Origin of the sequence: Labrenzia sp. CP4, assembly GCF_001579905.1 — a bacterium.
GTDB classification, from domain to species: domain Bacteria; phylum Pseudomonadota; class Alphaproteobacteria; order Rhizobiales; family Stappiaceae; genus Roseibium; species Roseibium algicola.
On sequence record NZ_CP011927.1, the window covers coordinates 4,015,303 to 4,030,069 of the forward strand.

General features: G+C 58.5%; 13 protein-coding genes. 4 read left to right on the forward strand and 9 right to left on the reverse strand.

Features of this window, described 5'->3' with window-relative positions:
* Positions 1-3: 3 nt before the first annotated feature.
* From ACP90_RS18450 to ACP90_RS18465, 3 genes are all read right to left on the reverse strand, one after another.
* On the reverse strand, positions 4-918 hold the full coding sequence (locus ACP90_RS18450; protein WP_023000238.1) for a sugar ABC transporter permease: 915 nt from the start codon (positions 916-918) through the stop codon (positions 4-6).
* 247 nt (positions 919-1,165) lie between these two features.
* On the reverse strand, positions 1,166-2,419 hold the full coding sequence (locus tag ACP90_RS18455; RefSeq protein ID WP_022997635.1) for an ABC transporter substrate-binding protein: 1,254 nt from the start codon (positions 2,417-2,419) through the stop codon (positions 1,166-1,168).
* A gap of 797 nt (positions 2,420-3,216) precedes the next feature.
* Positions 3,217-3,987 carry a GntR family transcriptional regulator gene (locus ACP90_RS18465; protein ID WP_022997637.1) on the reverse strand — a complete coding sequence of 257 codons (771 nt, stop codon included), beginning with the start codon at positions 3,985-3,987 and terminating at the stop codon, positions 3,217-3,219.
* Positions 3,988-4,223: 236 nt separating this feature from the next.
* Between ACP90_RS18465 and ACP90_RS18470 the strand changes: the two genes are divergently transcribed.
* The 4 genes from ACP90_RS18470 to ACP90_RS18485 all read left to right on the forward strand — a co-directional run bounded on the left by ACP90_RS18470 (position 4,224) and on the right by ACP90_RS18485 (position 8,620).
* Entirely contained in the window at positions 4,224-5,201 is a 978-nt protein-coding gene (locus ACP90_RS18470; protein WP_031268038.1) for a sialic acid TRAP transporter substrate-binding protein SiaP, read from the forward strand.
* Between the two features lie 17 nt (positions 5,202-5,218).
* Positions 5,219-5,806: a TRAP transporter small permease gene (locus ACP90_RS18475; protein ID WP_158514195.1), complete on the forward strand. Its 588-nt coding sequence runs from the start codon at positions 5,219-5,221 to the stop codon at positions 5,804-5,806.
* A 13-nt stretch (positions 5,807-5,819) separates the two neighbouring features.
* The gene (locus ACP90_RS18480; protein WP_022997640.1) at positions 5,820-7,097 is read left to right on the forward strand and encodes a TRAP transporter large permease; all 1,278 of its coding nucleotides are present in this window, start codon (positions 5,820-5,822) and stop codon (positions 7,095-7,097) included.
* A 110-nt stretch (positions 7,098-7,207) separates the two neighbouring features.
* Positions 7,208-8,620, forward strand: coding sequence for a metallophosphoesterase (locus ACP90_RS18485; RefSeq protein WP_062489234.1), 1,413 nt, complete (start codon positions 7,208-7,210; stop codon positions 8,618-8,620).
* A gap of 57 nt (positions 8,621-8,677) precedes the next feature.
* Here ACP90_RS18485 and ugpC read toward each other — a convergent pair whose 3' ends face one another.
* The 6 genes from ugpC to ACP90_RS18515 all read right to left on the reverse strand — a co-directional run bounded on the left by ugpC (position 8,678) and on the right by ACP90_RS18515 (position 14,718).
* A complete protein-coding gene (ugpC, locus tag ACP90_RS18490) occupies positions 8,678-9,739 on the reverse strand; it encodes a sn-glycerol-3-phosphate ABC transporter ATP-binding protein UgpC (protein WP_022997642.1) in 1,062 nt (353 codons plus the stop codon).
* A 12-nt stretch (positions 9,740-9,751) separates the two neighbouring features.
* Positions 9,752-10,594 carry a carbohydrate ABC transporter permease gene (locus tag ACP90_RS18495; protein ID WP_022997643.1) on the reverse strand — a complete coding sequence of 281 codons (843 nt, stop codon included), beginning with the start codon at positions 10,592-10,594 and terminating at the stop codon, positions 9,752-9,754.
* 9 nt (positions 10,595-10,603) lie between these two features.
* Complete coding sequence (locus ACP90_RS18500; protein WP_228148102.1) at positions 10,604-11,467, reverse strand: sugar ABC transporter permease; 864 nt, start codon at positions 11,465-11,467, stop codon at positions 10,604-10,606.
* 65 nt (positions 11,468-11,532) lie between these two features.
* Positions 11,533-12,789 carry a sugar ABC transporter substrate-binding protein gene (locus ACP90_RS18505; protein ID WP_031268042.1) on the reverse strand — a complete coding sequence of 419 codons (1,257 nt, stop codon included), beginning with the start codon at positions 12,787-12,789 and terminating at the stop codon, positions 11,533-11,535.
* 44 nt (positions 12,790-12,833) lie between these two features.
* Positions 12,834-13,997 carry an aminotransferase class I/II-fold pyridoxal phosphate-dependent enzyme gene (locus ACP90_RS18510; protein WP_062489236.1) on the reverse strand — a complete coding sequence of 388 codons (1,164 nt, stop codon included), beginning with the start codon at positions 13,995-13,997 and terminating at the stop codon, positions 12,834-12,836.
* Positions 13,990-14,718 carry an FCD domain-containing protein gene (locus ACP90_RS18515; RefSeq protein WP_062489240.1) on the reverse strand — a complete coding sequence of 243 codons (729 nt, stop codon included), beginning with the start codon at positions 14,716-14,718 and terminating at the stop codon, positions 13,990-13,992. The genes ACP90_RS18510 and ACP90_RS18515 overlap by 8 nt, the downstream gene beginning before the upstream one ends.
* Between the last annotated feature and the right edge of the window lie 49 nt (positions 14,719-14,767).

The following is a 14,767-nucleotide window of genomic DNA, read 5'->3' on the forward strand; positions in this document are numbered from 1 at the left end:
CCCTTACAGCTGATATCTGCGCATCCGGGTCTGGATGCCGAAGAGGTAGAGACAGACGCCGATCAGGATGATCGCGAACATGGCGCTTGCGATTGCCGAGCCCATGTAGGGATCGCCCAGCTGAAGCTGAAATCCGAAGAACGTGCGGTACATGAAGGTGCCGAGAATATCGGTCGAGAAGTCCGGCCCGGCCAGCGCCCCCTGTGCCGTGTAGATCAGGTCGAAGGCGTTGAAATTGCCGACGAATGTCAGGATCGAAATGATGCCGATGGACGGCAGGATCAGCGGCAGCTTGATCTTCCAGAACGCCGACATGCCGGTGATGCCGTCAATTTCGCCAGCTTCCAGTATCTCTTCGGGAATGGACAGCAGCGCGGCATAAATGAGCATCATCGGGATGCCCACGAACTGCCAGACCGAAATGAGCGACAACGTGGTCAGTGCGTACTCTTCCTTGCCGAGCCAGGGCGCGAACAGGAACTTCAGGCCGACGGCATCCAGCATGGACGGAGCGATGCCCCAGATCGGCGACAGGATCAGTTTCCAGGCGAAACCGACAATCACGAAGGACAGAATTGTGGGAATGAAGATCGCCGAACGGTAGAAGGCCGCAAACCGCAGTCGCGGATGGCTGAGGATGGCCGCCAGGGCGATGCCGATCGGGTTCTGAACCAGCATATGAATGATGAAGAACCAGAAATTGTTCCCCAACGCGTTCCAGAACTGATCCGACCAGAGCGGATCGCCAAGAAGCGTGGTGAAATTCTGCAGCCCCACGAAGACGCGCTCCTGGTCAATCTTGCTGTAGAGGGCAAGACGAAGCGTGTTGAAGAGGGGAAAGATCATCACGGCCGTGTAAACAAGGACCGCTGGGGCCAGGAACACGACGATATGCCAGCGGAAGCGAGGCCTGCTCATAAAAAGCTCCGGTCAAATGCCCCGGGCAGGCAGAAGCCTGCCCGGGATATAGACGTCTCTAGGGCAGACAGAAGCCTGCCCGGGATATAGACGTTCCTGGGGCAGGCAGAAGCCAGCCCGGGATACAAACGGCAGGCAGAGGCTTGCCCGGGACACAAACTTCCCTTGGGCAGACAGAGGCCTGTCCAGGTCTAGAGTTCCCGGACGATGCGAACACCGCCAGGGAACCGTTTGTCATTCGTGCAGATTACTTCTGCGGCTCGTACCAGCTCGCCAGACCGTCTTGCAGCTTCTTGCCGAGTGCCTCAGGCGTTTCCGTACCCTTGATAGCGGCAGCAGATGCGCCCCAGGTTTCGTTTTCCAGGTTCGGCGTGCCGCGAGACAGGATCTGGTAGGTGGACCTGATGGTGCTTTCGCACTCGCCGCGCCAGCTGGCGAATTCCTTCGCAAGCGGATCTTCCAGTTCAACCGGCGTCTTGGACAGCGGGAAGAAGCCCGGCAGAGCGTTGCCGAAGATGGTGGCGAATTCAGGAGACGCCACCCAAGCCAGGAATTCCTTTGCCTGTTCGGGATGCTCGGTCTTGGCGTTCATGCCGATGCCGATGTCGGTATGATCGGAGATGTAGCACTTGTCGCCAGCGTTGCGGAGCGGCGGCTTGAAAGCACCCATTTCGAAATCGGCCTGAGTGTTGAAGCCCGAAATTTCCCAGCTGCCGGCCGGATAGACCGCTGCACGGCCAAGCGTGAAAATGTTCTGGCTGTCCGGATAGGTCTGGGCCTCATAGCCATCGCCCAGGTAAGGTGCCCACTTTGCCAGCGTGGCGTAAGGGGCAACCCACTGCTCGTCGGTGAGCTTCTGCTCGCCGGCGATCAGAGCCTTGCGGCCTTCCTCACCCTTCCAGTAGTTCGGACCGATGTTGTTGTAGCCCATGGTGGCCGCTTCCCACTGGTCATTGGTGCCCATGGCCATCGGGATATAGGTGCCGTCTTCCTTGATCTTGTCGAGAGCGGCGAAGAACTCTTCCTCGGTCGTCGGGACTTCGATGCCCAGTTCGTTGAAAGCATCCTTGTTGTAGATGAAGCCGTGGATCACGGCAGCCATCGGCACACAGAAACTTGCCGAACCGTCGTCCGTCTGCCAGGCGGCCTTGGCAACGTCTGAGAAGTTGTTCATGGCGTCCATGTCGGACAAGTCCGCCAGGTGTCCGGCATCATAAAGCGCCAGCGAGGCGTCGAACGGACGGCAGGTGATCAGGTCACCCGCGGAACCGGCATCAAGCTTGGAGTTCAGTACGGCATTGTATTCTGTCGGTGCGGACGGGGTGAATTTCACCTTGATGCCCGGATGCGAGGCTTCAAAAGCCGGAATGATCTTTTCCTGCCACAGCGCCAGATCGTCGTTGCGCCAGCTTTCGATCGTCAGCGTGACATCTTCAGCAAAAGCCGTCGACGTAAAGAGCGCAGTGCTGGCCATCGCCAGAGCTAGAATATTGCGTTTCATAAGACACCTCCGAAAAGTTCCATCCATTGCTGGACGTTCAAAATTGTCCGCTCACGGCGTTGGAGCCCGTCCCGCTTCCCGGCGCGGCCGGCCCTAATGGGACCTTCCGTTGCCATTCGCGTTTTTGTTTTACCGCCAGATACAGAACAATATGCGCCGGAGAGCATCAGCCCTCCTGCTCATTTCATATAATACCTATTTGATACCACTTGTCGACCTATTAGTTTGAAATCGTGAAAATCATTTTTCACCGGCCGAATCGCCCATTCACGCAGCTTATTGGTATTATATTGGATTTGTTTTTTCAGCCTTTCAGGCTCAGAGGTATTGTTTCGCCACGTTCAGCAAATGCCGAAATCCGGCGGATTTCCGCCTGTCCGGTGTTGTCTTGTAAAGAACTGGCATTACTCCAGCCGGAACAAATGCTTTGGCCCTCTTGCGAGCTGGTTTCTGCACAGTCCTGTCCTGCACGGTCGCGGGAGCTGTTCAGTCGAGGTCCCGCTTCAGAGATCAGGCATAACAATCTGTTTTCTAAAAGAAATCAGAACCAGCCGCTTGAAACAGGCCTCCACACCCAGACCCGTTTTCCGAAACCGACCCGGGCAACAGCGCACTTGAATGGTTGCGATTGAAAAAGAAATGGCGGATGCCGCCTGTGCCGCTGCGTCTTCCACAGTGCAGCCCCAAAAACTCGCTCTTCCTGAAGCGCAACAGTCGCGCCGGCTCACGCCACCTCGTTACCACCTGCCCCAACTGCCCGCCTTTTCCGATCAGGGCAGAGCCACAAACGGTCAGGCCTAATCCTTGTCGAACAGGAAATAGTCGGGCCACAGATCCTGAAAGGTGCCGATATCGATCTGAAGCTTGTTGAGGTGGTTGTTCATATTGGCAACCGCAGCATCTGCATCGCCCTTTTCGATCGCTTCCAGAACAGCGGCATGTTCGCCGACGATCAGTTGCATCCGGCCTTCCTGCGGCAGCGTCAGCCTGCGGTAGCGCTCCACCTGCAGCCTGATCTTCTCGATCATGTTCCAGATGCCCGGGTAACCGCTGGCTGCGGCGATACCGGAATGAAAGGCATTGTCCGCCTCGTGGAAGGCCTGTTCGTCGCCTTTGTCGGCCAGCTCCTGCTCGCGCTGGACTATCGCCCGCAGCCCCATCAACTGGCTCTTGCTCGCCTTCATCGTGGCTTCGCGAACGCAGACTTCCTCCAGCGCTTTCCTCGCGACGATGGCCTCGCGCAATTCGGAAACGGGAATCCTGGCAACGAAGGTGCCGGACTTCGGGAAAACGTCGACAAGGTTCTCTTCCGCCAGCCGCAAGATCGCCTCGCGAACCGGCGTTCGGCTGATGCCGTATTTTTCGGTCAGGTCTTTTTCCGCCAGCGGCGAACCGGGTGGCAGCGTGACATTTATGATCGCGTTGCGCAGGTCCTGATAGACGATTTCCGAGTTGCGGGCCGCCCGTCTGGCGGTCCCGGAAGCAGCGCCGCGTGGGGGGGCATTTTTTGCTCTCGGCTTGCGCGTCTTGCCTCCGGCAGAAGGCGTTTCATCCAGTGATACGGCCATCGTCTTTCCTGAAACCAAGAGGTTCGAAGATGCAGCTGAACTGATCCTATCTGCTTCGAATCCCTACAGTTTCTCCCCCTCTTTTCCGGTTTACTAGCAATCCAGCAAAGGGATGACCAGCCGAATTCGTTTGCATTCTTACAATATGTCATATACGTAAAATAACTTGTATACCAGTTATACAAGATAGGCCGATTGAGTGGAGGAGCTCGACCCCGGCCGACGGGAGGACAGACATGATTGGAAGAACAATGAAGCGCGGCCTTCTGGCCGCCGCGATGACACTTGCCCTGGCTGGGCAGTCCTGGGCCGCGGACCTGAAATGGGCGCATGTCTATGAGGAAGGATCCAGCTACCACAAATGGGCGCTGTGGGCCGCAGACCAGATCAAGGAAAAAACGGATGGCCGCGTGACCATCTCGGTCTACCCGGCCTCGTCACTTGGCAAGGAAGCAGAGATCAACGAAGGCCTGACCATCGGGTCCGTCGACATGATCTATACCGGACCCAACTTCGCCGAACGCGATTACGGTCCGATCGCCATTTCCGACTATCCCTTCATGCTGAAGAACTATGATCACTGGAAGGCCTACCGGGACAGTGACCTCTTCAGCGACCTTTCCAATGGCTACAAGGAAGCGACCGGTCACACGGTGATGGCCATTACCTGGTACGGTTATCGCCATGTGACATCCAAGTTCCCGATCACCAAACCGGACGACATGAAGGGTCTGAAGATCCGTGTGCCGGATTCGCCGCTGATGGTGCTGTTCCCGAATGCGGTTGGCGCCAACCCGACACCGATCGCCTTTTCCGAAGTGTATCTGGCGTTGCAGCAAGGCGTTGTCGACGCCCAGGAAAACCCTCTGCCGACGATCAAGTTCAAGAAGTTCTACGAGGTCCAGTCCAACATCAATCTGACCGGCCATATCGGCAATTCGCTGATCATCGTCGTTTCCGAAAACGCGATGGGGCAGCTGGGGGACGATGCGGCCACCGTGGACGCAGTTCTGAAGGAAGCTGCCGCGCAGAATGCGGACGAGATCTATCAGTCGGAACAGGACCTTGTGCAGTGGTTCGTTGATCAGGGCATCCAGATAAACGAAGTCGACAAGGCCGCTTTCCAGGCTGCTGTCGAGCCGATCCTGACCGATGAATCCAAGGTTCCCTATACCCAGGAACACTACGAGCGGATGCAGGCTCTCGCTCAATGACGCAAAGCAACGATGCCGTGGCTGACCAAACGAAACAGGCCACCGCACAAACGGAGCAAGGGCGCGCGGACGGCGCGCCCGAACTGCTTCACTTTGACGAGACCGAAACCGACCTCAACGCGCTGAAATGGATCGATGCCCCCGGCATTCTGGTCTTCTGGGTCCTTGCCGTGGTCGTTTTCCTCCAGTTCTTCACTCGCTATGTGCTGAACGATTCCCTCGCGTGGACCGAGGAAGTGGCCCGTTATCTGCTGATCCTGGTCTGCTTTCTTGGCGCAATCACCGCGACGCGGCGTGGTGCGCATATCACGCTCGAGTTTCTGATGCGCATGGTGCCACCGCGTCTTGCGAAAGCTCTGACCGTTCTGTCCCAGACGATCACGCTCGGTTTTTTCGCCTCCATGACCTGGATCGGTATCGAACTGACCCAGAAAACCCGGCAGAAGATGATTTCCCTGCCGATTCCGAAGGCATGGATCTACACGATCTGCGTCGTCGCTCTCGGACTGATGGCGTTCTACTCGGCCATCTGGCTGTGGCGCCGCCTTCGCCAAAGCCCCGAAGACCTCGTCCGCTCGCTGGACGACCACCTGCCAACCGATTGAAGAGTTTTCGCCGATGGCCGTCCTGTTCATGATGATGCTGCTGTTCGCCCTGATGATCATCGGGGTGCCGGTCGCTGCCGCCCTCGCCCTCGCCTCGCTCGCCTTCGTGCTGATGGAAGGCCTGCCGCCGATGATCGTGCTGGCAAACATGGTCAACGGCATTAATTCGTTTCCGCTGATCGCGGTTCCCTTCTTCATCCTTGCCGGCAACCTGATGAACTCCGCAGGCATCACGACCCGCATCTTCGCCTTCGCCCGCGCGGCAGTCGGCTGGATGCACGGCGGACTGGGTCACGTGAATGTCGGCGCGAGTGTCATCTTTGCCGGCATGTCAGGGGCCGCCGTGGCGGACGCGGGAGGTCTCGGCAACATCGAGATCAAGGCCATGCGGGACAGTGGCTACGATACGGATTTCGCGGTCGGCATCACAGCTGCCTCTTCCACTATCGGGCCGATCATTCCTCCGTCTTTGCCCCTGGTTATCTACGGCGTCATCGCGGACGCTTCCATCGGCCAGCTTTTCATGGCCGGCATCGTTCCCGGTCTCATGATGGCACTGGCCCTGATGGTGATGGTTGCCTGGTACTCCCGGCAGAGGAATTATCCGCGCGATCTCAATTTCCGCTTTTCGCGCCTTGGCCAGACCTTTCTCGACGCCCTGCTTCCCCTCATGACACCAACGATCATCATCGGCGGCATCATGTTCGGTATTTTCACTCCGACGGAAGCGGCGATCGCTGCCGTCGCCTGGTGCATTTTTCTGGGTGTCGGCGTCTATCGGACGCTGAATTTCAGAAAGATCCTCAAGGTATCCTTCGAGACGGTGGAGACGACCGCAGCCATCATGCTGATCGTGGCCGCTTCCACGATTTTCGCCTGGATCCTGACGGCCAACCAGACCGCACGCCACTTTTCCGAGCTGATGGTGGCATTGACGGACAACAAGGTCGTTCTGCTACTGATCATCACGCTGATCGTGCTGGTGATCGGCCTGTTCATGGAAACAATTGCCGCCATCACCATTCTGACGCCGGTGCTGCTTCCGGTGGCCGTCGGCCTGGGTATTGATCCGGTCCATTTCGGGATCATCATGATCCTGAACCTGATGATCGGCCTTCTGACGCCCCCGGTCGGCATGGTGCTTTACGTGCTTTCAAAAGTGGCGCAAGTGCCTTTCGAGCGATGCGTGACGGCAACGGCTCCCTTCCTCGTCCCGCTGATCACGGTGCTGCTGTTGCTGACTTTCGTTCCGGCCTTTTCGATGTGGCTGCCGACACTGGTCTACCGGTAGGCGCAAATCGGCTCAATTTTCGGAAGTGCGGTTCACATCCATTTACCGGTGCCGTGTTTGACTGTGCCAATATTCCGCAAGGGAATTTTTGGCACAGCTAGGGGGCCGGAATGTTCGACAGGTTGGCATTTTCTTTTGCGGCATTTGCAGCCGTCACTTTAACGCTCGACGGTGTTCGCGCCCAATCCACGGAACCGGTGTTCTACCCGGGAACGAACGAGGGGCTGTTTCTGATCGTCACCGACATCCACTTCGACCCGTTCAGTGATCCGACCCTCGTGCCGGCACTGGACAAGAGCCCAGTCTCCGGGTGGACAGAAATATTCAAGGGGGCCGCCGAAAGTATCAAGAGTTACGGCAATGATGCCAGCTACTCGCTGATGGTCTCCGCCCTGGATGCGGCGGCAGCCCAAGGCATGACCTACGACTACGTGCTCTATACCGGCGACTACCTGAGCCACCATTTCAATGACACCTACCAGAAGACAGCGGGCGACAATCCGCAGGGCGTGACCTCGTTTGCCATCAAGACCACGCAATATGTTTCCCAGCTTCTGGGCGATACGTTCGGCAACATCCCGGTCTACGGCGTTCTGGGCAACGAAGATTCAGCCTGCGGTGACTATCAGCTCGCTCCCGACAGTGCATTTCTTGAAGGTGTCGGCGAGCAGTGGGCGAAGCTCAGCCGTCAACCGGGCGGGTTCCAGGCGTTCAAGCACGACGGTTTCTACAAGGTTACGCATCCAACGGTGCCGGATCAGGACATCATCGCCCTCAGCAACGTCTACTGGGCAAAACACTATTCGGATGCCTGCAATACCAATGGCGGCGATCCTGGAAAGGACGTCATGACCTGGCTGGATGAGCAGCTTGCCGAAACGCAGCAGGCCGGCCGCAAGGCGCAGCTACTGATGCATGTTCCACCAGGCGCCGATGCCCGCGATACGGCGCGCCATGCAAACAAGGAGACGTGTGAGGTCAGTATCCACCTCTTCTGGCACGAGCATTACCTTACGGACTTTCTGGAGCTGATGTACAAATATGCCGGCACCGTCGACTACACGTTTTCCGGCCACACGCATATGGACGGCTTCACTGTCATCAATGATGCTTCGGGTGAACCGTTGATTGCGAACCAGATAACGGCATCGGTCAGCCCTGTTTTCGGCAACAACCCGGCCTTTGCGGTCTTTCTATACGACAAGACCAGCGGCGCGGTGAAAGACTCGGCGACCTTCTATCTGACGAACCTCGAAGCTGCCGCCGCCGGAGCAAAGCCGGACTGGCAGCTCGAATATGACTACCGCTCCACCTATGCGGTTCCGGACCTTTCCGCCGCCAGCCGGGCTTCACTCGCCAAGACGCTTCAGAACGACGAGCCATTGCGCCAGCGGTTCAGTAATCTCTATGCCGTTCAATCAGCGACCCCGGAAATCGATCCCGTCAATTGGCAGGCATATGGCTGCGCGCTCGATGCCACCAGCCTGGACGCCTACAAAACCTGCCTCTGCAGCAGCAACTGACCGTGCGCGCACTTTTTAATCAGCCTGAGCAAGCGTGGGGTTGAGTTCCCCACGCACTCAGGCTGCCAGGCGCCGGCCTTCAGCATCGAACAGATGTGTCTTGTCCAGATCCAGCGCGATGCCGACCGGATCACCGGACTTCAGCGCGAAATGCCCGTGCTCGCGCACCAGGACCTGACCGATGCCCGGCACACTTGCGTGAATGTTGGTGTCCGAGCCCAGATGCTCGACCAGTTCGGCCGTTCCGGAAATATGAGCGACGTCTTGGGCGACGATGTTGAGATGTTCCGGACGGACCCCCAACTCCCTTGCAGCTGCTTGCCCATTGCTCAACCCAAGGCCGAGGCTGGCGCCGTTCTTCAGTGCAACGCCACCGTCCTTCGGTTCGATATCGAGGATGTTCATGGTCGGCGACCCGATGAACTGGGCAACGAACTTGTTGGCAGGGGTGTCGTAGAGCTCCAGAGGCGTGCCGACCTGCTGGATGTCGCCCGCATTCAGGACCACGATCCTGTCGGCCAGCGTCAGGGCTTCCACCTGGTCGTGGGTCACATAAATCATCGTCGACTTCAGACGCTGGTGGAGCCGAGCGATTTCCAGGCGCATTTCGACACGTAGTGCCGCATCGAGATTGGACAGCGGCTCATCGAACAGGAAGGCGCTTGGATCACGGACGATTGCTCGGCCCATGGCGACACGCTGGCGCTGTCCGCCTGAAAGTTGCTTGGGCAGGCGTGCTGTCAGATTGCTCAGGCCAAGTGTCCTGGCAGCTTCCTGCACCTTGCTTACCCGCTCCTCGTTGGCCGCTTTGCGGATTTCCAGCGAGAAGCCCATGTTCCGCGCCACATCCATATGCGGATAAAGCGCATAGGACTGGAAAACCATGGCCATGTCACGATCACGGGGCGGCACTTCGTTCATGCGTTTGCCGTCTACCGTGAAATCGCCTCCGGAAATCGGTTCCAGGCCGGCGATCATGCGCAGCAGCGTGGACTTGCCGCAGCCGGACGGGCCGACCAGTACGATGAATTCGCCATCATCGATGGAGAGGTTGATATCGCGCATTACCTCGACGGAGCCATAAGCCTTGGCGATGTTCTTGAGTTCGATACGAGCCATGGTCTGGGTCTCCTACCCCTTGACGGCGCCAGAGGTAAGCCCCTGGACCAGATAGCGCTGGATGAAGATGAAGAACAGACAGGACGGCACCAGTGCGAGCACGCCGGCGGCCATCATCTGCCCCCAGTCGACAGAGAACTTCGAAACGAAAGTCAGAAGCCCGACGGGGAAGGTCATGGTGTCGTTGGAGTTGATCAGCATGAGTGCGAAGAGCAGCTCGCTCCAGGCGGCGGTAAAGACGAAGCCCAGCGTCGCCCCAAGCCCCGGAAGCGTCAGCGGCAGAATGATTTTCCTGAGCGCTTCGAAGCGGCTGCAACCGTCAATCATGCCGGCCTCCTCCAGATCCTTCGGAATGCCGTCAAAGAAGGACTGCATCAGGAAGGTGGCGAAGGGAATGTTGAAGGCCGTGTAGACGATGATCAGGCTGGTAAGCGAGTTCAGCAGGCCGATCGCCGCAACGATCTTGTAGATCGGGGCAATGATCATCAGAAGCGGAAACATCTGGGTGATCAGCATCAGGGCGATGATCAGCCGTTTGCCGCGAAAATCGAACCGCGAGAAAGCGTATCCGGCAGCCGCCGCAATCGCCGTGGTGATGGCCGCGGTGCCAATGGACACGATCACGCTGTTCTTGAAATAGGACAGGAAATCCGTTGCGATCAGAACGGTCTGGAAATTCTCGAAGGTAAACTCGCTCGGAAAGAGCGCCGTCCCTTCCGTGAAGATCAGCTTGTCCGGCGTGATCGCGATCTTGACGAGCCAGTAGAGCGGGAAAAGCGCAAAGGCGACGTAAAACGCCAGAGCCAGATATTTTCCCGTGACCGCCAGAGGCGAGCTATTACGAAGCGCACTCATCGAAGCACCTCAGATCTTGACCAGTTTCCGGCGCAGCACCAGCAGGATTGCCGCATAGATCAGCAGCAGACCCAGGAGCGCGACCGCGATTGCGGAGGCATAGCCGAAATCGAGTTTCCGGAAGGCTGTTGTGAAAATGTAGGTCGACAGGATCTGCGTCGAGTTTGCAGGTCCGCCGCCGGTCATGACGAAGATGAGATCGGCGAAATTCGCGATCCAGATCGTCCTCAGCATGACGGTGATTGCGATCATCGGTGCCAGAAACGGCAGCGTGATCTTGGTGAAGGTCTGCCAGGCGGTCGCGCCGTCAATTTCCGCAGCCTCGTAAAGTTCGCCCGGGATGGACTGCAGCGCAGCCAGCAGCGTGATGGCGAAGAAGGGAATGCCGAACCAGACGTTTGCGGTCACAGGTCCCCACATGGCCAGGTCCTTGTCACCCAGGATGTTGAACGGCTCCGAAAGGATCCCGAGAGCGGCCAGCCAGTGCGGCAGTGGTCCGATGGTCGGGTTGAAGAGCCAGGCCCAGGTGAGAGCCGACAGGAACGTCGGTACGGCCCAGGGCAGAAAGACCAGTGCCTGAACAATGCGCTTGCCGTGGAACTGTGTGTTCAGCAGCATCGCGAGGCCAAGTCCCAGGAAGAACTGGAAGAAAATCGACCCGAGCGTCCACCAGAACGTGTTGGTGAGCGCCAGCCAGAACTTCCGGTCAGACCACAAGGCCTCGAAGTTGGCGAAGCCAACCCAGCCCGACTGGAACGGGCGCAGCAGGTTGACGGCCTGGAAGGCATAGGAAACGCCGATCACCAGCGGCACCAGCATCACCAGGGCAATCAGCACGATTGCCGGGGTCAGGTAGAGATAAGGCTCCACCATGTAACGGAAGTAGAAGGTGGGCCGAGCCCGGGATTTTTTCCCGGGCACGGCAGTGTCGATCGTGGTCATTGCGCGGCTTTCCAGCGGCCATATTCTTCCGTCAGGAACTCGGCCCATTTGTCGGCCACTTCCTGAGCAGAGATTTCACCCAGGAGGGCTTCCTGGCTGGATTCCAGGGCGATGGAGTCCGCGAAGTAACCGAACTGCTCCAGATAGGTCGGCATGACCGTCGGGATGTACTGGTCGCCGTTCAGGGTGTCGAACCAGCCCTTGAACTGCTCGGTCTTGAAGTACGGATCCTGCTCTGCACCTTCATGGATCGGAATGACGCCAACGCGCTTTGCCCATTCCTTGTTGGTTTCCGGGCTGGACAGATGCGCAATCAGCTTCCAGGAAAGGTCTTCGTTGCTGGTCGTGTCGAACATCGCCCAACCGGCGAACCCGATCGTCGGGAACGCCTTGCCGGCCGGACCGACAGGCATCGGAACCACAGCGAAGTCTTCCGGCGCCATACGTTCGGCAACCGCGATCAGTGCATCCGGGTCCTGATCGAGGAAAGCACAGGTTCCCGAATAGAAGCCGGCCACGATCTCGTTGAAGCCCCAGCTGACGGAATCCTTCGGGGCATAACCGTTCTGGTACATGTCGATCAGGAATTGGATGCCTTCGACGGAACCCGGCTGGTTGAGCGTGCTCTTGCCATCCGCGTCAAAGAAGGTGTTGTCCCCGTTCATGGTGGCGGCCATCATGATCCAGCCGTTGAGCCCACCAGGTCCGCCCCGGAGACAATATCCGTATTTTCCGTCCAGTTCGGAAACGGCCTTGGCCGCATCCATGAATTCCGCCATCGTGCTCGGTGGATTTTCGACACCGGCTTCCGCCAGCAGCTTCTTGTTGTAGAACATGGCGCGCAGATAGAAGCCGTAAGGGATCATCCGTGCCGTCTTGCCGTCGGTCTGGCGGCCCATGTCCAGAGTTTTCTGGGTCAGCGTGCCACCATATTCCCAACCTGCGATCTTGTCGTTCAGATCGACCAGCCTGTCCTTGTAGATGCCCGCCCAGCGGTCCGGCATTTCAACGACATCGGGAATGTCGCCACCGGCCACCATGGTTGCCAGCTTTTCAAAGGCCTGGCCCCAGGGCAGCGAGACGATTTCAACTTCCGTGCCCGGGTTGGCAGCCTCGAAGGCATCCACCTGCTTCTGCAGTACTTCCGTGCGCTCCGGGCTGGTGATCACTTCCACCAGCTTCAGGGTTTCCGCGCTCGCTGCCGAGCCTGCCAGAAACGCCAATGCGCTAATTGCTCCTATCAGTCCCCTCATGGTTCAACTCCGCTTCTTTCAGGTTTGGTTTGAATTGCGCCGTCTTATGTCCGGGCGCTTTTGCTCAGAGCCGCCTCGAAGTCGGCCCAAAGATCGTTGGGGTCTTCCAACCCCAGGCTGAGGCGTACGATCCGGTCGGACACGCCAAAGCGTTGCATTGAATTCTGCTCACCGGCCTGGTTGAGGCCGATGCGTGTCGGCAGGATCAGGCTTTCGAAACCACCCCAGCTGACGCCAAGGCGGAACAGCTTCAGGCTGTCGGCAAGGTTCGGAATGTCGACGTTGTCGTTCAGCGCGACGGACAACAGGCCCGAGCGGCCGGTCAGACCGGGCACGATGTTCGGACCGGGCGAATGCACCGCGCTGACATGCGGGTGGCTCGCCAGCCGGTCAACAAACAGGTTCGCGGTCGCCTGATGCTGGCGCATGCGCGGACCGAGGGTGCGCAGTCCCCGGGTCAGCAGAAAAGCCTCGAACGGGGCAAGCTTGCCGCCGAGCAGCGGCAGGGTCAGGTCCCGGATCCGGTCGATCAGGTCCTGGCGTGCCACCACCACGCCGGCAACCGTGTCGGAATGGCCGGACAGGTACTTGGAGGCAGAATGCAGAACGATGTCGATGCCGAGGGTCAGTGGGCGCTGGAAAAGCGGTGTTGCCCAGGAGTTGTCGATTACGGTGATCGTGCCGTGCTTTTTGGCATGTGAGGCGACAACTCCGAGATCCAGCGTCTTGAAGACGACGGAGGTCGGGCTTTCCAGATAGGCGAGCTTCACGCCCTTGAGCAGATCCGGATCCGACTGGAACTCCTCAATTGAATGATAGGTAACCCCGACGCCAAACGGGCGCAGCATACGCTCGAACAGGCGATAGGCATCCGGATAGACATGCTCGATGCAGGCAATGCGGTCACCCGGCTTGACGAAGGCAAGAACGGTGGAGGAGATCGCTGCCATGCCGGACGCAAAACCGACAGCAGCTTCGCCCTCTTCCGCCTGGGCCATCAGCTTTTCAAAGGCAGCCACAGTGGGGTTCTGAACCCGTGTATAGAGCGGCTCGTTGGAGCGGCCCGCCATCCGGTCTTCGAAGGCCTTGTAGTTGTCGAAGGTGAAGAGAGACGTCTGCACGATCGGCGGCGCCACAGCGCCCCCTGTCTCGGCAGCAGCCGCCAGCAGCGTCTCGATCGAATATCCACCCGGCACAGCGTCAGCCATCGTGTTCCTCTGAAATTTTCTGGGTTTCGGCACAGACCATATCGATGATCATCTCGGTCAGTTCCGCTGCCTTGTCCTCGTCACCGGCGATGATCGCGTCGGCAAGCGGGCGGTGCAGCGGGATGGTGTCCTGGCCGAGATGCGGCTTGCCGAACGGTGTTTCGTAAATGTCGTGAAAGGCTTTCTGGATCTGTTCGATGAACTGCCTGAACAGGGGATTGCCGGTCGCATCGTGAACGGCGTTGTGAAACCGATGGTCGGCCGGGCGCCAGTCTTCACCGGCTTCGAACACAGCCATCAGTTCCGCCGCCCGCGCGTTGATGATGCGGCGCTGTTCCGGCGTTGCGGATCTCGTTGCGATACGCACCGACTCGATTTCCAGAGGCCGTCGAACCTGCTGCATTCGCAACAGGCTCTCGGCTTCATGTTTGATGGTGAGGGCCACGCGCAGTGTATTGGTTGATATTTCCGCGATGAGCCTTGTGCCGGCTCCTTTGTTGCGGCTGACGACGCCCATGCTTTCCCAGGTCTTGAGCGTCTCGCGAATGGTCGACCTGCCAAAGCCGAGACGGCGCACAAGCTCCAGTTCCGGCGGCAGACGATCCCCGATCTTGAGGCCTTCCTGCTCGATGAGGCTGATCAGGGCTCGCGGCACATCCCGCGGCTCACTCGCTGCTGCAGACCCCGTTTCCGGTTTCGGCTGTTGTGCATTTTCCGGCATGGACAGATGTCAACCTTCTTTGTTTGCCATCTCACGTTACCACTTTGTC